The organism is Geminisphaera colitermitum TAV2, from assembly GCF_000171235.2.
GTDB classification, from domain to species: Bacteria; Verrucomicrobiota; Verrucomicrobiia; order Opitutales; family Opitutaceae; genus Geminisphaera; species Geminisphaera colitermitum.
Window position 1 is genome coordinate 118,888 of record NZ_ABEA03000094.1, and the last position, 19,058, is coordinate 137,945.

A 19,058-nucleotide genomic window follows, 5' to 3' on the forward strand; every position below is an offset into this window, starting at 1 on the left:
GCCGCTGACAGCGAGGGCGGTTTGTTACGAAGCTCGTTTTTGTTTTATGATGAATCGCCTCCGCGTCGCGCTCCTGTTGTTGCTCCCGCTCGTCTGGGGCGTTGTCGGCGTGCGTGCGGATGAACCCTTTTTTACGCAAACCAACAACCCCGTGCCGCTCGCTCCCCGTCCCGTGACGGTGGGGCCGTTGCTGGTGGAGGAGGCGGGCGCGCGCCGGGCGCTGGCGATGGGATTTCCCTCGGTGGCGGCCACGCTTTACGAGGAATTGCTGGCGCACGCCCCGGCGGGCCCGGCGACGGACGAGTTGCTGCTGTCGCTGGTGGAGGCGCGGCTGGACGAGGGGCGCACGGATCTGGCGCAGGCCGCGCTGGCGAAGTTTCGCGGGGCGCCGAGTTCTTCCTATCGTTTGCTCAGCGGATTGGTTGCCGTGCGCCAGCGCCGGATGAGCGAGGCGACCACGGTGCTCGGCACGATCAACCCGGCGGAACTCGCCCCCGATGAACGCGGCTGGTGGCACTACGCGCAGGGCCTGATCGCCGAGGCGGACAAGGACTACGAAAAGGCCACCTCCGCCTTCCAGCAGGCGCAGGAGTCGGCCATTTCCGATCTGCAACGCGCCCGCTTCCTGCTCGCCCGCGAACGCTCGCGGCTGGAGTCCGGCGCGCCGGTGACCGACGAGCAACTCGACCAACTCAAGGCCTCCGTCGAAAAATACCAAGGTCGCGCCGTCGGCTACGATTACGCCCGCCAGTATGCCATGACTCTGGCGCAGGCCGGACGCAAAACCGGGGCGGGCAGTGCGGTCGATTTCCTGCAAAAACAACTCGCCGCGCTTCCGCTTTCCGAGCCCGCCGTGCGCGATGATTATCGTCTGCTCATCGGCCTCATCGCCGGTGCTTCCAACAAAGCCGGGCGCGACGCGCTCGACGCGCTCGTGGCCGACGGCGTGGACCGCGACAAGCAACGCGTGGCCTTGCAACTCCTCGCCGTCACCGCGGGCGACGACACGGCATCCTCGACCTTTCGTACCCGGCTCAACGGCTGGATCGACGCGCCCCGTCCCAGCCCGATCCTGGAAAACCTTCTCCTCGTGCGCGCCGAGACGGCGCTCGCCGTGCAGGATTATTCGCAGGCCGAGGCGGATGCGAAAGCCGTCGTGGAACGCTTCCCCCAATCGCCGCTCCGGGCCGCTGCTTTTGCGCAACTGGCCGACGCTTCGTGGCAGCAGCGCCGTTTCCGCGCCGCCGCGAGCTATGCGGCCCAGGCGCGCGACGCCACCCGCGACCCCGCGGCCCGCGCCCTGTTTGGCGTCCTCGTGGCGGAGTCCTATTATCGTGCGGGTGACTATCGCAGCGCGGCGGGCGCCTACGCCGCGGCACTTGCCCGGGTTCCTGCGGGTGTTTCAGCCGGCGGCCTGATGTTTCAGCAAGTGATGTCCGAACTCAAATCCGGCGACGCCGACGCCCTGACGCGCGCCCAGACGGTGGCGGACCGGCTGGCGGCGGACCGGCGATTCGACGCCGTGAGCCGCTGGCAGACCGAATGGAATCTCGCCCTCGCCATGCAAAGCGCCGGCCGTACCGCCGATGCGCTGGCCCGCGTCACCCGCCTGCGTGCCGAGACACCCGGCGTGCCTCCCAACCTGCGCGCCCGCATGGCCTGGCTGGAGGCGCGCCTTGCGCTCGACTCCGGAGCGCCGGAGCGCGCCCTCGCGCTGGCCAAAAATTTCGCCGAACCCCGGGCGCTCGAAGGCGTGGAATCCGTGCTCCGCCGCGAACTCCCCGCCCGTTCCCTCCTGTTGCAGGCCGAGGCCAATTTCGCGCTGGGCAATCCCGCCGAGGCCGTGGCCCAGCTTCGCAAGCTGCGCACCGACGCACAGGACTCGGACACGAAGATGCGTTCCTTCATCGTCGAAGCCGACTACTACGCCCGCACCGGCAACCTTGCCGAAGCCCAGCGGCTCATGACCAGTCTGGCCGACGACTACCGCACCAGTTCCTACGCTCCCGAAGCGCTCTATCAGGCCGCCCTGCACGCCGCCCGGCGCGGCGGCGAGGAGCACATCCGCGAAGCCTACCGCCTGCTCGAACGTCTGGCGAAGGACTACCCCGCGAGCGACCTCGTCTTTTACGCCCGCATGAAGCAGGGCGACCTCGCCCGCGAATACAACAACTTCTCCGACGCGCAACTCGCCTACGAGTATCTGATTAACAACTACAGCCAGCACGCCGACGTGCTCGCCGCGCACCTCGCCCTGGCCAACTGCCACCGCGCCCGCTCCGCTCCGCCCGACGTGTCGCACTACGAAAGCGCGCTCACGATCTACGAACGCCTCCGCGACCTGGCCGACACCCGCGCCGGCGCGGACCTCCGCGTCGAGGCCGGATTCCAACTCGGTGACATGCTGGCCGACCGTGGCGACACCGACCGCGCCCTGCGCGCCTGGTGGGTCGTGGAGGACGCCTTTCTGCTCAACGAAGAACGCGCCGCCGAACTCGGCCCGAAAGGCCGTTACTGGATGGCCCGCCTGCTCCTCCGCAAAGCCGAGTTGCTCGAATCCGCCGCGCGCCACGAGGAAGCGCGCACCGCCTGGCAGTTAATCATCACCAAAGGGCTGCCCGGCGCGACCCTTGGCCCGCCAGCGCCTCGCCGGACGTCCCGCCGCGCCGTCTCCCCCCCCCCCCCCCCCCATCGACAACACCTGCGCCTGCGATCGGCAGCTAACCAACTGGCAACCTTTCTACTCGCTACTCACTCCTCACTGCTCGCTACTCTTTTTTCACCATGGAAGGCTTCCACCTCAGTCTCCTCTCCCGCGGCGGACCCATGATCTGGGTCCTGTTGCTCATGGGCGCGCTCGGGCTCGTTCTGTTCATCGAACGCACGCTCTACCTGCACCGCGGACAGATTCGTTCCACGTCGTTTGTGGACGGCATCAAAAACATCCTCGCCAAACGACGTATCGTAGAAGCGGTGACAGTTTGCGAAGAGACGCCCGGCCCCGTGGCGGCGGTCGTCAAGGCCGCGCTCATCCACGCGGGCGACGACGAAACGCGCATGCGTTATGCCGTGCAGGACGCCGCCGTCATCGAATTGCCCTCGCTCGAACGCCGGCTCGGCTCCATCGCCGCCATCGCCCAGATCGCGCCGCTGGTCGGCCTGCTCGGCACGGTGCTCGGGCTTACGGCGACGTTTCACTCCTTCATGCAAGGCGGCGAGTATGCCACCGCCCGCGCCCTCGCCGGCGGCATGTGGCAGTCACTCATCACGGCGGGCGCGGGCCTTGCGCTCGGCATCCCGGCGCATCTCGCCTACCACCTCCTCAACGGCCGCGTGCGCGCCATCGTCCGCGATGTCGAATGGGCGGGCAATGAGATCATGCGGTATTTGCTAACCGACTACAAAGAGAGCTTTTCTGCGGCGGGCGGGGAAATCCCAACTCCCAAATTTCCAGTCCCAGTCCAGACACCCGCCGCCGGCGCTTCACCCTCCACGTCGCCTGCGCGGCCGTCGTCGCCGCCTTCGTCAGCCTCCCCTGTCATCTGACCATGATCACTCGTCCACTCGATCTTGCCAGCCGCCTGCGCAACCCGCCGCGCAGCTACGACGCGTTTTATTACGTCAACATCGGGCTGATCCTGTTGTTCTTCGGTTTGTTTGGCTCGCGCTTCATCCTGTTTCCCGGGCTGGCCACGGATTTTAAACTTCCCGAAACGGGGACGAGCATGGCGGGCGCGCAAATGACCGACGTGGTGATCGCGGTGCCGCGTCACGACATGGCGCTGGTCGATGGCGAAGTGCGCACTTTCAAACAACTGCAGGAGGGGAACTGGTTGAGAGAACGGATTGCCGGACGTCCGGGCGCGCGTTTGCTCGTGCAGGCCGGGGCATCCGTCTCCGCCGCCGACCTCGCCCAACTCTACGCCATCGCCGCCGAAGCCGGCTTTGCGGGCGTGGTCCTCGCCGCCGAGATGCCGGTGGAACATGAGAAACGCCCGCAGTGAGTATCCGGAAAAACATTACCGACATCACCGCCCCTGCCGCCGGAGGACTGCGCGCCTCAATCCTCAAGGAACGTCAGCTCGTGTGGCCGCGCATTGTGGCCACCGTCGTGGTTGCGCTGATTCTGGCCGCTCTCGCAAGCTGGCTGCGTTTCCCCGTTTCCGGCCCTATGTCGTCGATGGCCCCTCCTGTTCGCGGAGGGGGGGGGGGGGGGGGAGGGGCGCAAACCAAGGTTCCTGCCGTGCCGGGGCTGGTCATCAAGTCCAGAGGCGCGGGTGATTCTCCCGCCGTGCGCGAACAGGTTGCGTTGCTTGATCCGACCCCGCTCTTTCTGCCCACCGTCATGAGCAGCGCGCAGGCCGGGCCGCGTGAGACCTTGCGAGGCGGGACGGTGGCGGCTTTTGGCGAAGAGCAGGACAAGAGCTTTTTCCCCGATGCGAGCGCCCGTGTGACGCTTCCCCCCTCCCCCCCGCTGCCCGATCCGGCGTCCGGCTGGCAGGGGATTTTCCCGGTTAAGGATATGTATCAGGGCATTGGCCGCCGGGATGACGCTGATGGCGACCCATTGCCTCACAGGGTTGGAGCCGTTTCTGTTGCCCGGGTTGGTGACGGACGTGTCGTTGCGGAGTTTGTCCTGACAGGGAAGCGGGGCTCCCTGCCGCCCGACCCCACCGACGCGTTGCCGCCCGCCGTGATGGAGTTTCTCGTCAAAGTGGAATCCGATGGACTGGCTGGGATGCCGCGCGTGATTGCCAGTTCGGGATCGACCGAGCGGGATGACTATTTTGCCGGCTATCTGGCCAGGATGGCATGGATCGGTTCCCGCTTAAGTCCCGGAACCTACGTCGTTACTGTCGGCCCGTAACTATTTGGAAAAACGTGCCAGATTTCGGTTGACGAAGGAAAAACAGATGCCCACGGTCTGCGCTCTTTTTCTCGTTTTTTGACCTTCCCGGTTCGCCCAGATAGCTCAGTTGGTAGAGCACACCCTTGGTAAGGGTGAGGTCGTCAGTTCGAATCTGATTCTGGGCTCCAGGTCACGTCGCCATCGACTTCGCGACGCAAATCCCCGAGGTCTCCTACTTCAACTAACCAACCTAACCTCTCTTACTACTATGGCTAAAGGCACATTCGAGCGCACCAAACCGCACGTCAACGTCGGCACCATCGGCCACGTCGACCATGGCAAAACCACCACCACGACCGCGATCCTCAAGGTCCAGGCCGACAAAGGCTTGGCTGAGTTCAAGTCCTACGCGGATATCGCCAAGGGCGGCACCGTCCGTGACGCCTCCAAGATCGTGACGATCTCTGTCGCTCACGTGGAATACGAGACGGCCAACCGTCACTATGCCCACGTTGACTGCCCGGGCCACGCCGACTTCGTCAAGAACATGATCACTGGCGCCGCCCAGATGGACGGCGCGATCCTCGTTGTCTCCGCTGCTGACGGCCCGATGCCCCAGACCCGCGAACACATCCTTCTCGCCCGCCAGGTCGGCGTGCCGAAGATCGTTGTCTGGCTCAACAAAGTTGACCTCATCGACGATCCCGAGCTCCTCGACCTCGTCGAAATGGAAATCCGCGAGCTCCTCTCCAAGTACCAGTTCGACGGCGACAACGCCAAGATCGTCCGTGGTTCCGCCACCGCCGCTCTTGATGGCAAGCCCGAAGGTATCGCTGCCATCAGCGAACTCATGGACGCCATCGACAGCGAAATTCCCGAGCCCGCTCGCGAAACCGACAAACCCTTCCTGATGTCCGTTGAAGACGTCTTCTCGATCACTGGCCGCGGCACCGTTGCCACCGGTCGTATCGAGCGCGGTATCGTCAAGGTCAACGACACCGTTGAGATCGTCGGCCTCAAGGACACCGCCACCACCGTCGTCACTGGCGTTGAAATGTTCCGCAAGCTCCTCGACAGCGGCCAGGCCGGTGACAACGTCGGCCTCCTCCTCCGCGGCGTTGACAAGGAAGCCATTGAGCGCGGTCAAGTCCTCGCGGCTCCCAAGTCCATCACTCCTCACAAGAAGGCCAAGGCCGAGATCTACGTTCTCACCAAGGAAGAAGGCGGCCGTCATACGCCGTTCTTCAATGGCTATCGCCCCCAGTTCTACTTCCGCACGACGGACGTCACGGGCGTTGTCAACCTCCCGAAGGGTGTCGAAATGGTCATGCCTGGTGACAACATCGCCGTTGAGCTCGATCTGATCGTCCCCATCGCCATGGAGAAGACCCAGCGCTTCGCCATCCGCGAAGGCGGCCGCACCATCGGTGCCGGTCGTATCACCGAAATCATCGAATAAGATTTCGAGTTTCGTTTTCACGACCGCCGAGGTCTCCGGTTCCGGGGCCTCGGCTGCGTCGTCTAAAGTTTTTTGCAGATCGACAAGTCAGTTTATTTCCCATAAGTTCGTCAGTTCGTCATCAAAAACACAGGCGTGTAGCTCAATTGGTAGAGTAGCGGTCTCCAAAACCGTCGGTTGGGGGTTCGAGTCCCTCCGCGCCTGCCACTTTTTCCGTCAAACCTGTCAAGTCCGTCAGTCCATCCGAGTTCGTCATCAATGAAAAACCCGTTTCGCAGCATCCGCATCTTCTTTGGGGAGATGGTCACTGAGCTTCGCAAGGCCGCCTGGCCGACTCTCCGCGAATTGCGCGACTCTACGATCGTGGTGATCGCCGCCGCGATTATCCTCGGGCTTTTTACCAGCATTTGCGACTTCTCGCTTTTCGAGGTCGTCAGCCTGTTCACCAAATGGGTGAGCTAAGTTAACTCCGCCACACCCAAAACGATGTCCACTGAGACCCAAGTGCCCGCAGGTGCCCAATGGTTTGCGCTTCACACCCTCTCCGGCCAGGAGAACAAGGTGAAGCTCTACATTGACAAATTTATCGCGCCCGAGGAGCTCAGCGATTACATCTTCGAGGTGCTGCTTCCGACCGAAGTCGTATCCGAGGTGAAGAACGGCAAGAAGACCACCAAGACCCGCAAGCTCTATCCGGGTTATGTCTTCGTCCACGCCAAGCTGTTCGATGAAGAAAAAAAGCTCATCAACAAGCCGTGGTATTTCATGAAGGAGACGGCCGGAGTCATCGGCTTTGTCGGTGGCGACAAGCCCGCTGCCCTCCGTCAGAGCGAAATCGACGAGATTCGCGCCCGCATCGAAGCCGCCAGCGGCAAAGAAGTGCCCAAGGTTTCCTACGAAGTCGGCGAAGAACTCAAGATCACCGACGGCGCATTCGCCAACCTCACGGGCCGCATCGACGAAATCGACCCCGAACGAGGCAAACTCAAAATTTCCGTTTCCATTTTCGGCCGGTTCACGCCGGTCGAGCTCGAATACTGGCAAGTCCAGCGCATCACCGAATAACACACGGCACCAACGCGAGACTCACCGGTTTTCGGTTTTTGATCTCGGATTTTCGACCCAAGCCCGCCTCTAAGCCGCGGCGAAATTCCACCAGTTCAAAAAGCTAAAATCCAAAATCAAAAATCACGTTTCACATGGCTAAGAAGATTCAAGGTTACATTCGCCTCCAACTCCCCGCCGGCGCGGCCAATCCCGCTCCCCCGGTCGGTCCCGCTCTCGGTGCGCAAGGCGTCAACATCATGGCGTTCTGTAAAGAATTCAACGCCAAGACCAAAGACCAGAACGGCATGATTCTGCCGGTCGTCATCACGGTTTACTCCGACAAGAGCTTTACCTTCATCCTCAAGTCGCCGCCCGCCGCGGTGCTGCTCAAGAAGGCCGCCAACATCGCCTCCGGCTCCGCCAAGCCCAACATGGACAAGGTGGGCAAGGTCACCAAGAAACAGCTCGCTGAGATCTACAAGCTCAAGGCCAAGGACATGAACGCCAATGACGAGGAAGCGGGCATCCGCATCATCGCCGGCACCGCCCGCAACATGGGCCTCGAAGTCGTCGATTAATAGATTTTTCCGTTAGACAACCATCAACTCAACGCGGGAGTCCTCCGCGCTTCAAAACCGCAAGGACGTTCGCACCGCAAGGAGTCACCAATGCCCGCCAAACAAAGCAAACGCTTCCGTAATGCCCTCAAAGCTGCGGATCTGACCAAAGACTACACATTGGCCGAAGCCGCCGAGGTTCTCGCCAAGTTCCCGAAAACCAAGTTCGACGAGACCGTTGAGCTTTCCTTCCGTCTGGCCGTTGATCCGGCGCAAGGCGACCAGATGGTTCGTGGCACCACGCCGCTCCCCAATGGTTCCGGTAAAAAAGTCCGCGTGATCGTCTTCACCGACAATCCCGAAGCCGCCCTCGCCGCTGGTGCCGATGAAGCCGGCCTCGCCGAGCTCATGAAGAAGATCACCGAAGGCTGGCTCGACTTCGACGTCGCCATTGCGACCACCGAAGCCATGAAGCAAGTCCGCACCCTCGCCCGCGTCCTCGGTCCCAAGGGCCTCATGCCCAACCCGAAGGCTGGCACCGTCACCGACGACATCGCCGCTGGCGTCAAGGCCGTCAAAGCCGGTCGCGTCGAGTTCAAGATGGACAAAGCCGCCAACATCGGCGTCGGCATCGGCAAACGCTCCTTCACCACCGCTCAAGTCATCGAAAACGCCCAGGCCGTCATTGATGCCATCGGCAAGGCCAAACCCTCCGGCTTCAAAGGCACCGGCTTCATCAAGAGCATCACTCTTTCCGCTTCGATGAGCCCCGGCGTCCGCCTTTCCGCCACCGAATACAGCAAATTCTAAGGAAATCGACCCATGAGAGCTGAAAAAAAATACATCATCGCCGAGGTCGAAACTCACCTCAAAAAGTCTGACTACGTCATTCTCGCGAACTACAATCAGGTCACCGTCTCCGACGTTGCCGAACTCCGCGCCGGCCTCCGTGCCGAAAAAGCCGAGTTCCACGTCGTCAAGAACAGCTCCCTCAAAGTCGCGGCCAAGGCCCTCGGCCTGCCCGACATCGACGAGAGCCTCAGCGGTCCCACCGCCATCGTTGTCGGTGGTGAAAACGTTGCCGGCGTTGCCAAGGTTTTGAAGAAATTCTTCGAGGCCAGGCAGAAGCTGGAAATCAAGGTCGGCGTGATGGAGAAAAAACTCGTCTCCGCCAAGGACCTCAACGCCATCGCTGACCTGCCTCCGTTCGACGCCCTGCGCGCCCAGTTCCTCAGCCTTCTCACGAGCAACGCCGCCTCGTTCGTTCGCCTGCTCGACGCCAAGGCCAAGAAGGACGCTGGTCCCGAGGCTCCCGCTGCCGAAGCGCCTGCCGCCGCCTGAGTTTTTCACTACCACAACATCAACCATTAACACACTTCCGCGCACTCCGGTGCGCGGTACTCAACCATCAACCGTCCGACAGCTAGGAGATACGTCTCTTAAACGCGCGGCTCAATTTTACCGCCGCTAGCCAAAGACAGGATCTGAATACCATGAGCAACATCACCAAAGACCAAGTCATCGAGTGGCTGTCCGCGCAGCCCGTCCTCGAACTCGCCGCCCTCGTCAAAGACCTCGAAGCCAAGTGGGGCGTTTCCGCCGCCGCTGCCGTGGCCGCCGCTCCCGCCGCTGCCGCCGCCGCTCCCGCCGAGGAGAAGACCGAGTTTGACGTCATCCTCGCCAATGCTGGCGCCAACAAGATCGGCGTCATCAAGGAAGTCCGCGCCATCACCGGCCTGGGCCTCAAGGAAGCCAAGGACCTCGTTGAAGGCGCTCCCAAGCCCGTCAAGGAAGGCGCCTCCAAGGCTGACGCCGAGGAAATCAAAAAGAAGCTCGAGGCCGCCGGTGCCAAAGTCGAACTCAAGTAACGCACACGCACACTTGGTTTTCCGACACAAAGCAACTTTCTGATATTTCGGGACAGGCCGTGTTTTTGCGCGGCCTGTCCTTTGCCTTTTCAATTAACTGTTCTTTTTAGGTTATTTTTTCGCGCCCCTGCACCACTAGGAGGCGCTGTTTTCATCTCCGCGTTTCAGCGCATTCTGACCAGCGCCGCCCGCACGTCCTTTTCACTTTTTCATCCAACCTGGAACACCCATGGCCGACCGCAATCAACCCGAGCGTCTCAACTTCGGCAAGCTACGCGAAGTAATCCAGCCGCCCAACCTCATCGAAATCCAGATCACGTCCTACTTGGACTTCTTGCAGAAAGGCGTGCCGGACAAGCAGCGCAAGCCGCAGGGTCTTGAGGCAGTGTTTCGCGAGGTCTTCCCGATCGAATCCTACGACGGGCGCCTCAACCTCGAATACGTCAGCTACACCCTCGGCGAGCCCAAGAGCTCCGAGATCGAGTGTATCCGCGAGGGCATTACTTTTTCAGTCCCGCTCTACGTGAAGCTCCGCCTGCGCGAGGAAGACTTCATCAAGGACGAGGAAATCTACATGGGCGAAATCCCCATGGTCACCGAACGCGGCTCCTTCATCATCAACGGCGCCGAACGCGTAGTCGTTTCCCAACTACACCGCTCCCCCGGCCTCTGTTTCGAAAAGGACCGCCACACCAACGGCAAGGAACTCTTTGCCTTCCGCATCATCCCTGACCGCGGCACCTGGCTCGAAGTCCAGTTCGACATCAACGACCTCCTTTACGTCTATCTCGACCGCCGTCGTCGCCGCCGCAAATTCCTCATCACGACGCTCTTCCGCGCCCTCGGCTACTCCGACAACACCAAGATCCTCGAACTCTTCTACAACGTTCAGGACATTAAGGTTTCCAAGCTCTTGGAGATGGAAAACGTGTCCACGCTCGCGTTCGTTGAGGACGTGATCGACGCGCACAAGGGCGTTGTCCTTGCCCGCGCCCTCGAACCCCTCACCAAGCAGATCGTCCGCTCCTTCGAAAAACACGACGTCACCTCGCTGCGCGTCATCGACACCGCCATCGACGAAGGCGCCATCGTTCGCGCCCTCAAGAAGGACCCGACCCGCAACGAAGAAGAAGCCCTCAAGGAAATCTACAAGCGCCTCCGTCCCGGCGAACCGCCCACCACGGCCAACGCCAAGGCACTCCTCAAACGCCTTTTCTTCGATCCCAAGCGCTACGACCTCGGTGCCGTTGGTCGCTACAAGATCAACCAAAAGCTCAACCTCGATACCTCCCTTGAAGAGCGCATCGTTAACAGCGAAGACATCATTCTCTCGACCAAATATCTGGTCAAACTCCGTCAGGGCCAAGGCGTGGTGGACGACATCGATCACCTCGGTTCCCGCCGCGTCCGCACCGTCGGCGAACTCCTCGCCAACGAATGCCGCAAAGGTCTTGCCCGCACCGAGCGCCTCGTCCGCGAACGCATGACGATGTATGATCAAAGCGTCGATTCGATCACGCCCAACAAGCTGATCAACCCGAAGGCTCTCACCACCGTCATCCGCGACTTCTTTGCCCGCTCGCAACTGTCGCAGTTCATGGACCAGATCAACCCGCTCGCCGAGGTCACGCACAAGCGCCGCCTCTCCGCGCTCGGGCCTGGCGGTCTCAACCGCGAACGCGCCGGCTTCGAAGTCCGCGACGTTCACCCCTCGCACTACGGACGCATCTGCCCGATCGAGACCCCTGAAGGTCCGAACATCGGTCTTATCAACTCCCTCTCGACCTACGCGCACGTCAACATGTTCGGCTTCATCGAAACGCCGTATCGCATTGTTAAGGACGGACGCGTCACCGACAAAATCGAATACCTCACCGCCAATCAGGAAGAGGCCAAGATCATCGCCCAGGCCAACGCCGAGATCGACGACAAGGGTCACTTTGTCGGCAAAGTCACCGTCCGTCAGGACGGCGAATTCCTCGAAGTCGATGCCAGCGAAGTCCACTACATGGACGTCTCGCCCAAGCAGGTCATCTCGATTGCTGCCGGCATGATTCCCTTCCTTGAGCACGACGACGCCAACCGCGCACTCATGGGAGCCAACATGCAACGCCAAGGCGTGCCGCTCCTCCAGGCGCAGTCGCCCTACGTCGGCACCGGCATCGAAGAGCGCGTTGCCCGCGACTCCAAGATCGTCCAAGTCGCCGAGGAAGCCGGTCTCGTTGCCCTCGTCGATGCCAAGCGCATCGTCGTCACGCCCGACGGACAGCTCCCGAAAAACTTCGACAAAAACCCGAAGAACGACCCGAAAAACGGCGTCCGCATTTACGAACTGCGCAAATACATGCGCTCCAATGCGAGCACCTGCTTCAACCAGAAGCCCATCGTGAAAAAAGGCCAGCCCGTCAAAATCGGTGACATCATCGCTGACGGACCCTCGACCGAAAAAGGCGAAATGGCCCTCGGTCGCAACGTCCTCGTGGCCTTCATGCCTTGGAACGGATACAACTTCGAAGACGCCATTCTCATCTCCGAGAAAGTGCTCAAGGAAGACATCTTCACCTCGATTCACATCCACGAATTCGAAGTCACTGCGCGCGACACCAAGCTCGGGCCTGAAGAAATCACCCGCGACATCCCGAACGTCGGCGAAGAAGCCCTCAAGAACCTCGATCACAACGGCGTCATTCGCGTCGGTGCCGAAGTCAAACCGGGCGACATCCTCGTTGGCAAAATCACGCCCAAGTCCGAAACCGAACTCGCCCCGGAAGAAAAACTCCTCCGCGCCATCTTCGGTGAAAAGGCCGCCGACGTGAAAGACACCTCCCTCATCGTCCCCTCGGGCGAGAGCGGCATCGTCATGGATGTCAAAGTCTCCAGCCGCATCGACAATCAAGCCGAGAAACTCTCTCCCTCTGACCGTCGCCGCCAGACCAAGCAAATCCAGGAAGAATACAAAACGCAGATGGACAAACTCCGTGAGTCACTCACCGAGTCCCTCTCCAACATTCTCCTCGGCGAAAAAATCCCGCTCGACGTCGTCAACGGTGCCAACGGCGAAATCATCATTCCCGCCAACCGCAAGATCACCAAAACCCTCCTGCGCAAACTCGCCGCTGTCTCCAAGCACATCGAAATCGATCCCTCACCGGTTCGCATCAAGATCATGGAGATCATTGGCTCCTTCCAGTCCAAGTTCGACGAACTCGAAACCGACCGTGAGCGCAAAGTCTCCAGCGTCGAATCCGGCGAAGACAACGGCAACGGCGCGATCAAGCAGGTGAAGGTTTACATCGCCACCAAGCAAAAGCTCGAAGTCGGCGACAAAATGGCTGGCCGTCACGGTAACAAAGGTGTGGTCGCCAAGATCGTGCCCGAGGAAGACATGCCCTTCCTCCCCGACGGAACGCCCATCCAGATCTGCTTGAACCCCCTCGGCGTGCCCTCGCGTATGAACGTCGGCCAGGTTCTCGAAACGCACCTCGGCTGGGCCTGTTCCAAGCTCGGCATCAAAGTCGCCACGCCTGTGTTCGACGGCATTCCGGAGAAAAAAATCCGCGAATACCTCAAGGACGCCGGCCTCCCTGTCTCCGGCAAGAGCCCGCTCTACGACGGACGCACTGGCGAGAAAATCGATCAGGAAGTCGTGGTCGGCTACATCTACATGATGAAGCTCAATCACCTTGTTTCCCACAAGATCCACGCCCGCGCCGTTGGACCCTACTCGCTCGTCACGCAGCAACCGCTCGGTGGCAAAGCCCAGTACGGCGGACAACGCTTCGGCGAAATGGAAGTGTGGGCGCTCGAAGCCTACGGCGCCGCGCACACCCTGCAGGAACTCCTCACCGTCAAGTCCGACGACGTGCAAGGCCGCACCAAGATTTACGAATCTCTGGTCAAGGGAGACAACACCCTCATCGCTGGCACGCCTGAGTCCTTCAACGTTCTCATCAAGGAAATCCAGTCCCTGGGTCTCGACATCAAGCTCAACAAACGCGACGCCCTCAGCGCCACGCTCGCCGCCAACAACTAAACACAAGGGCACAAGGGGGGCGGTTCTCCTCGGTGGAGACCTCCCCCCCCCCCCCCCCCCCCCCGCGCACCGCGTATCCGTTCATCAATTACACGACACCACACATGAGCATCCAACCCAACGAAACCGCCGGCGGCCATGCCCGCGACGAAGCCCGCTCCGCCATGGGGTCCGAAGAAAATCCCTTCGACTGCGTTTCAATCACCGTCTCCTCGCCTGAAACCATCCGCACCTGGTCCAAGGGCGAAGTCAAAAACCCCGAGACCATCAATTATCGCACCTTCAAGCCCGAGCCCGGAGGACTCTTCTGCCAGAAGATTTTCGGCCCCGTGCGCGACTACGAATGCGCCTGCGGAAAATACAAACGCATCAAATACAAAGACGTCGTTTGCGACCGCTGCGGCGTTGAAGTCACCATCTCCCGCGTTCGCCGCGAACGCATGGGCCACATCGAACTCGCCGTTCCTGTTTCCCACATCTGGTTCCTCAAGTCGATGCCCAGCCGCCTCGGCCTCCTGCTCGACATGACGGCCCGCTCCCTTGAGCGCGTCATCTACTACGAGAACTACATGGTGACCGATCCGGGCAAAACCCCGCTCGAACTCAAACAACTCCTCACCGACACCGAATACCGTCAGGCCCTCGACGAATACGGCGACGACTCCTTCGTTGCCAAGATGGGCGCTGAAGCCGTCCGCGAGTGTCTCGTCAACATGGACATGGAAGCCACCGTCCTGGAACTCCAGGAGCAGATGCGCGCCACCAAGTCCAAGCAGATCAAGAAAAAGCTCTCCAAGCGCCTCAAGGTCATCCAAGGCTTTATCCAATCCCACTCGCGTCCCGAGTGGATGGTGCTCGAAGTCCTCCCCGTCATCCCGCCCGACCTTCGCCCCCTCGTCCCGCTCGAAGGTGGCCGCTTCGCCACCTCCGACCTCAACGACCTCTACCGCCGCGTCATCAACCGCAACAACCGCTTGCGCAACCTGATGCAGCTCAAGACGCCCGACGTTATCATCCATAACGAAAAGCGCATGTTGCAGGAAGCCGTTGACGCCCTCTTTGATAACGGACGTCACGGACGCCCCGTTACCGGCGCAGGCAACCGCCCCCTCAAGTCGCTCTCCGACATGCTCAAGGGCAAGCAAGGCCGCTTCCGTCAAAACTTGCTCGGCAAGCGCGTCGATTACTCTGGCCGTTCCGTCATCGTCATCGGCCCTGAGCTCAAGCTCAACCAATGCGGACTTCCCAAGAAGATGGCCCTTGTCCTCTTCGAACCCTTCATCATCCGCCGCCTCAAGGAACTCGGCTTCGTGCACACCGTTCGCGGCGCGCGCAAGATGATCGAAAAAAAATCCCCCGAAGTCTGGGACATCCTCGAAGAAGTCACCAAAGGCCACCCGGTGCTCCTCAACCGCGCACCCACGCTCCACCGTTTGTCGATTCAGGCTTTCGAGCCCGTCTTGATCGAAGGCGAAGCCATCCGCGTTCACCCCCTCGTTTGTACGGCTTACAACGCCGACTTCGACGGTGACCAAATGGCTGTCCACGTCCCGCTCTCACTCGAAGCGGTCATGGAGTGCAAATTGCTGATGATGGCGACGAACAACATCTTCTCGCCCTCCTCCGGCAAACCCATCCTCACGCCCTCGCAGGACATCGTTCTCGGTGCCTACTACCTGACGATTGAACCCCGCAAAAAACCCGCCGCTGGCGTGCACGTTCCGCTCCTCTCCGGCCTCAACGAAGTCCTCTTCGCCAAGGCCGACGGCGCGTTCAAGATGCACGACTGGGTTGACGTTCCCAATCCCGACTACAAACGCGAAACCGTTTACGGCCACGCCGACCGCAAGGTTGTCCGCACCACCGTGGGCCGCGTCATCTTCAACCAAATCTGGCCCTCCACGCTCGGCTTCGTGAACTTCCCTGTTCCCAAGGGCAAGCTCGGCGACCTCATCCTCAACACCTACAAGACCGCCGGACACGACGCCACCGTCGTCATGCTCGACAAGCTCAAGGAACTCGGTTTCCAGACCGCCTTCCAAGCCGGCATCTCCATCGGAACCGGTGACATGATCATCCCCGAGGAAAAGAAGGACATCGTTGCCGACACGCGCAAAAAGATCGCCGAAGTCGAAGCCCAGTTCAACAAGGGCATCATCACCGAAGGCGAGCGGAAGAACAAAGTCATCGACTTGTGGACCAGCTCCACCGACCGCATTGCCAAGGCCGTGTTCGCCAAACTCGAAAACAACGACGGACGCGACGAAGTTAACCCGGTTTACATCATGATGGATTCCGGCGCCCGCGGTAACAAACAGCAGGTGCGTCAGCTCTGCGGCACCCGCGGACTCATGGCCAAGCCTTCCGGCGAAATCATCGAACGCCCGATTCTCTCCTCCTTCCGCGAAGGCCTCACCGTTCTCGAATACTTCATCTCCACGCACGGCGCTCGTAAGGGCTTGGCGGATACAGCGCTCAAAACCGCTGACGCCGGTTACCTCACGCGCAAACTCTGCGACGTGGCCATGGACGTTGTCATTGCCGAGGAAGACACCGGCAGCCGCGACGGCATCTGGAAAAAAGCCATTTACGAAGGTGACGACGAAATCGTCGGCCTCGCCGAACGTATCATCGGTCGCTGCTCCTCCGACGACATCTACAACCCGCTCAATCCCTCCGAACTCCTCATCGAATCCGGCGGCCTCATCACCGAGGAACTCGCCGCCAAGATCGTCGATTCCGGCATCGAGCGCGTTAAGATCATGTCGCCGCTGACCTCCATCAGCAAAACCGGCATCGACGCCAAGAGCTACGGCATCAACCCCGCCACCAACCGCGTGGCCAAGCAAGGTGACTCCGTCGGCATCATCGCCGCCCAATCCATCGGCGAACCCGGCACGCAGCTCACCATGCGTACCTTCCACATCGGTGGCGTTGCCTCCGGCGGCTTCAAAACGCCCGAGATCCGCGTCCGTGCCGCTGGCAAGGTCAAATACACCGGCCTCCGCCTCGTGCACACCGCCGAAGGCGCCAGCATCGTTCTCAACAAAACCGGCACCATCAGCATCCTCGACGACGACGGTGATGAAGTTGAAACCCACAACATCGTTGTCGGTTCCTTCCTTCACGTTGCCGACGGCCAGCCGATCAAGAAAGGCGACGTCCTCGCCCAATGGGACCCGTACAACATTCCTGTTCTCTCCGAAAAGGGCGGCACGCTCGCCTTCAAGGACATGATCCGCGGTGTCACCGTGAAGAACGAGTTGGACGAAGCCTCGGGCCGCATTGCCACTGTCGTTATCGAACACAAAGAAGACCTCAATCCGCAGGTCGAAATCCGTGACGATGCCGGCAAACCGCTCGCCGCCTACTCGATTCCCGTTGGTGCGCAGATCGTCGTTAACGAAGGCGACATCATTGCTCCCGGCGCCCTGCTCGCCAAGACGCCCCGCCAAGCCTCCAAGACGAAGGACATCACCGGTGGTCTTCCCCGCGTTGCCGAACTCTTTGAAGCCCGCCGCCCGAAGGACGCCGCCGAAATGGCCCGCATCGAAGGCATCGTGTCGTTCGAAGGAACCCTGCGCGGCAAGCGCAAGCTCGTCGTTCGCAACGAAGAAACCTCGCAGGAAGAAGAGCATCTCATCCCTGCCGGCAAACACATCATCGTGCAACCCGGCGACGTCGTTCACAAAGGCCAGCACCTCACCGAAGGCTCTGCCGATCCGCACGAAATTCTCGAAATCCTCGGCCCCTCTGCGCTGTATGAATTCCTCATCGGCCAGGTGCAGGAAGTTTACCGCCTGCAAGGTGTGACGATTAACGACAAGCACATCGAAATCATCATCCGCCAGATGCTCCGCAAAGTCCGCATCACTGATCCGGGCGACAGCGAATACTTCTGGGGTGAGCAAGTCGATCGCGCCTCCTTCCTTGCCGACAACCGTCGCATTGAAGAAGCCGGTGGCAAGCCAGCCGAAGCCGAGCCGATCCTCCTTGGCATCACCAAGGCCTCGCTCGAAACCGAGTCCTTCATCTCTGCCGCCTCCTTCCAGGAAACGACGCGCGTCCTCACCGACGCCTCGACGCTCGGCAAGGTGGACCTCTTGAAAGGCTTCAAGGAAAACGTCATCATGGGTCACTTGATCCCAGCCGGCACCGGTCTCCCCGCTTACAAACGCGTGAAGATCAGCCTGCCCTTTGGCGCCGACCTTCCCGAGCCCGAGCCGATGGCAACGACCGACACCGGTTCACCGATCCCCGTCGCTGCCGAAGTGCCCACGCCTGCCGTTCCCGAGATCGCTCCTGCAGCGGCCGCCTCCGCCGAAGCCGACGCGCAAGCCAGCTAGAACAGTTTCATCTAAACTGTAGCCATCACCTACCTGGTAGGGAGGCCTCTCCGAGGCCTCCGCCGTGTGGCTACACCAACAATCCGGCGCGAAACCCTTCGCCCGTCCAAAAAAACCGCAGCCCTCAAAAGCTGCGGTTTTTTTATCCTGAAATCCTCAACCCGATGGGCCGCATACCAGCATAAAAAAGAAACTCACGCGGAGCTCATTTGATACTTGGTAGGGAGGCCTCGGGTAACTGTTTAGCGAGGGGGGGGGGGGGGGAGGGACAGGCGGAAAAGTTTGGATTTGGCGCGGTAGCGCCTGGGAGCGCCGGCATCCTGCCGGCATCGTGCTGAAGGCAAAGTGGCGCGGGCGTCCCGCCCGCTGTAGGGGCGTCGCTTGCGACGCCCGCGCCAAGCTTTCAATTACACCTTACACGTCGCCCTTGCGGCGGCGTGTGTCCTTGTCGCTTTTTTCCATCGGGATCTCGTTGTCCGTGCGGAGCATGAGCACCGGGGTCTTCGATTTGACCCATACCTGCTGTTCCTTGAAGTGCTTGGCCGGGATGTTTTCGATGGCGTCGCCCATGGTTTCGGCGGGCAACATGCGGCCCTTCTTCGTAGTGTTAAATTCGTAGGCGGCCTTGTGGATGCGCTCCTGCGTGGTGAGCACGCTCTCGTTTTCCGGAATCTGCAACACCCAGCCCGTCAGGTCGTTTTCGGGGAGCGTGCCTTCGGGATCGGAAATGAGGATGCACCACTGTTTTTTGACCGGAGGTGGCTTCTCCTCGTCCACTTCGGGCTGCGTGAGGGCGTTCATTTCCTCAATGATCGCGCGCATGACGGCGGGTTCCAGTTCGTTGCGCTTCAGGATCTCGGCAACCTTGTTGACTTCGATTTTTGGCATGGTGTTTGGGC

The 19,058-nt window shown here is 60.9% G+C and carries 14 protein-coding genes and 2 tRNA genes; 15 read left to right on the plus strand and 1 reads right to left on the minus strand.

What is annotated here, in order from left to right:
• Window positions 1–49 precede the first annotated feature (49 nt).
• The 15 genes from OBACDRAFT_RS30685 (at window position 50) to rpoC (ending at window position 18,159) form a co-directional block, all read left to right on the plus strand.
• The gene (locus tag OBACDRAFT_RS30685; protein ID WP_043585402.1) at window positions 50–2,830 is read left to right on the plus strand and encodes a tetratricopeptide repeat protein; all 2,781 of its coding nucleotides are present in this window, start codon (window positions 50–52) and stop codon (window positions 2,828–2,830) included.
• A complete protein-coding gene (locus OBACDRAFT_RS10610) occupies window positions 2,785–3,546 on the plus strand; it encodes a MotA/TolQ/ExbB proton channel family protein (RefSeq protein ID WP_052361671.1) in 762 nt (253 codons plus the stop codon). The genes OBACDRAFT_RS30685 and OBACDRAFT_RS10610 overlap by 46 nt, the downstream gene beginning before the upstream one ends.
• Before the next feature lie 2 nt (window positions 3,547–3,548).
• Window positions 3,549–4,004 (plus strand): ExbD/TolR family protein, encoded by a 456-nt coding sequence (locus OBACDRAFT_RS10615; RefSeq protein ID WP_052361673.1) that lies wholly within the window; start codon window positions 3,549–3,551, stop codon window positions 4,002–4,004.
• On the plus strand, window positions 4,001–4,867 hold the full coding sequence (locus tag OBACDRAFT_RS10620) for a hypothetical protein (RefSeq protein ID WP_043585404.1): 867 nt from the start codon (window positions 4,001–4,003) through the stop codon (window positions 4,865–4,867). Before OBACDRAFT_RS10615 ends, OBACDRAFT_RS10620 begins: the two co-directional genes overlap by 4 nt.
• 94 nt (window positions 4,868–4,961) lie before the next feature.
• Window positions 4,962–5,037: transfer RNA gene (locus OBACDRAFT_RS10625), tRNA-Thr, on the plus strand.
• Between the two features lie 80 nt (window positions 5,038–5,117).
• The gene (tuf, locus tag OBACDRAFT_RS10630) at window positions 5,118–6,308 is read left to right on the plus strand and encodes an elongation factor Tu (RefSeq protein ID WP_043585405.1); all 1,191 of its coding nucleotides are present in this window, start codon (window positions 5,118–5,120) and stop codon (window positions 6,306–6,308) included.
• Window positions 6,309–6,439: 131 nt separating this feature from the next.
• Window positions 6,440–6,515: transfer RNA gene (locus OBACDRAFT_RS10635), tRNA-Trp, on the plus strand.
• Window positions 6,516–6,566: 51 nt separating this feature from the next.
• A complete protein-coding gene (gene secE, locus OBACDRAFT_RS10640) occupies window positions 6,567–6,770 on the plus strand; it encodes a preprotein translocase subunit SecE (RefSeq protein WP_043585406.1) in 204 nt (67 codons plus the stop codon).
• Window positions 6,771–6,794: 24 nt separating this feature from the next.
• Window positions 6,795–7,373 (plus strand): transcription termination/antitermination protein NusG, encoded by a 579-nt coding sequence (gene nusG / locus OBACDRAFT_RS10645; RefSeq protein ID WP_043585408.1) that lies wholly within the window; start codon window positions 6,795–6,797, stop codon window positions 7,371–7,373.
• 134 nt (window positions 7,374–7,507) lie between these two features.
• A complete protein-coding gene (gene rplK, locus OBACDRAFT_RS10650) occupies window positions 7,508–7,933 on the plus strand; it encodes a 50S ribosomal protein L11 (RefSeq protein ID WP_007360545.1) in 426 nt (141 codons plus the stop codon).
• 90 nt (window positions 7,934–8,023) lie between these two features.
• A complete protein-coding gene (gene rplA, locus OBACDRAFT_RS10655; protein WP_043585410.1) occupies window positions 8,024–8,722 on the plus strand; it encodes a 50S ribosomal protein L1 in 699 nt (232 codons plus the stop codon).
• A gap of 12 nt (window positions 8,723–8,734) precedes the next feature.
• On the plus strand, window positions 8,735–9,253 hold the full coding sequence (gene rplJ / locus OBACDRAFT_RS10660) for a 50S ribosomal protein L10 (RefSeq protein ID WP_043585411.1): 519 nt from the start codon (window positions 8,735–8,737) through the stop codon (window positions 9,251–9,253).
• Window positions 9,254–9,405: 152 nt separating this feature from the next.
• Window positions 9,406–9,780 (plus strand): 50S ribosomal protein L7/L12, encoded by a 375-nt coding sequence (gene rplL, locus OBACDRAFT_RS10665; RefSeq protein WP_043585412.1) that lies wholly within the window; start codon window positions 9,406–9,408, stop codon window positions 9,778–9,780.
• Between the two features lie 229 nt (window positions 9,781–10,009).
• Window positions 10,010–13,813: a DNA-directed RNA polymerase subunit beta gene (rpoB, locus tag OBACDRAFT_RS10670; RefSeq protein ID WP_043585415.1), complete on the plus strand. Its 3,804-nt coding sequence runs from the start codon at window positions 10,010–10,012 to the stop codon at window positions 13,811–13,813.
• A gap of 104 nt (window positions 13,814–13,917) precedes the next feature.
• Window positions 13,918–18,159, plus strand: coding sequence for a DNA-directed RNA polymerase subunit beta' (rpoC, locus tag OBACDRAFT_RS10675; RefSeq protein ID WP_052361675.1), 4,242 nt, complete (start codon window positions 13,918–13,920; stop codon window positions 18,157–18,159).
• Window positions 18,160–18,573: 414 nt separating this feature from the next.
• On the opposite strand, the gene OBACDRAFT_RS10680 is transcribed toward rpoC, so the two are convergent.
• Window positions 18,574–19,047: a hypothetical protein gene (locus OBACDRAFT_RS10680; protein WP_043585417.1), complete on the minus strand. Its 474-nt coding sequence runs from the start codon at window positions 19,045–19,047 to the stop codon at window positions 18,574–18,576.
• Between the last annotated feature and the right edge of the window lie 11 nt (window positions 19,048–19,058).

Bases quoted from the DNA above. Each gene is read 5' to 3' on its own strand.
- OBACDRAFT_RS30685 (WP_043585402.1), top strand. From the start codon at position 50: ATGAATCGCCTCCGCGTCGCGCTCCTGTTGTTGCTCCCGCTCGTCTGG.
- OBACDRAFT_RS10610 (WP_052361671.1), top strand. From the start codon at position 2,785: ATGGAAGGCTTCCACCTCAGTCTCCTCTCCCGCGGCGGACCCATGATC.
- OBACDRAFT_RS10615 (WP_052361673.1), top strand. From the start codon at position 3,549: ATGATCACTCGTCCACTCGATCTTGCCAGCCGCCTGCGCAACCCGCCG.
- tuf (WP_043585405.1), top strand. From the start codon at position 5,118: ATGGCTAAAGGCACATTCGAGCGCACCAAACCGCACGTCAACGTCGGC.
- secE (WP_043585406.1), top strand. From the start codon at position 6,567: ATGAAAAACCCGTTTCGCAGCATCCGCATCTTCTTTGGGGAGATGGTC.
- nusG (WP_043585408.1), top strand. From the start codon at position 6,795: ATGTCCACTGAGACCCAAGTGCCCGCAGGTGCCCAATGGTTTGCGCTT.
- rplK (WP_007360545.1), top strand. From the start codon at position 7,508: ATGGCTAAGAAGATTCAAGGTTACATTCGCCTCCAACTCCCCGCCGGC.
- rplA (WP_043585410.1), top strand. From the start codon at position 8,024: ATGCCCGCCAAACAAAGCAAACGCTTCCGTAATGCCCTCAAAGCTGCG.
- rplJ (WP_043585411.1), top strand. From the start codon at position 8,735: ATGAGAGCTGAAAAAAAATACATCATCGCCGAGGTCGAAACTCACCTC.
- rplL (WP_043585412.1), top strand. From the start codon at position 9,406: ATGAGCAACATCACCAAAGACCAAGTCATCGAGTGGCTGTCCGCGCAG.
- rpoB (WP_043585415.1), top strand. From the start codon at position 10,010: ATGGCCGACCGCAATCAACCCGAGCGTCTCAACTTCGGCAAGCTACGC.
- rpoC (WP_052361675.1), top strand. From the start codon at position 13,918: ATGAGCATCCAACCCAACGAAACCGCCGGCGGCCATGCCCGCGACGAA.
- OBACDRAFT_RS10680 (WP_043585417.1), bottom strand. From the start codon at position 19,047: ATGCCAAAAATCGAAGTCAACAAGGTTGCCGAGATCCTGAAGCGCAAC.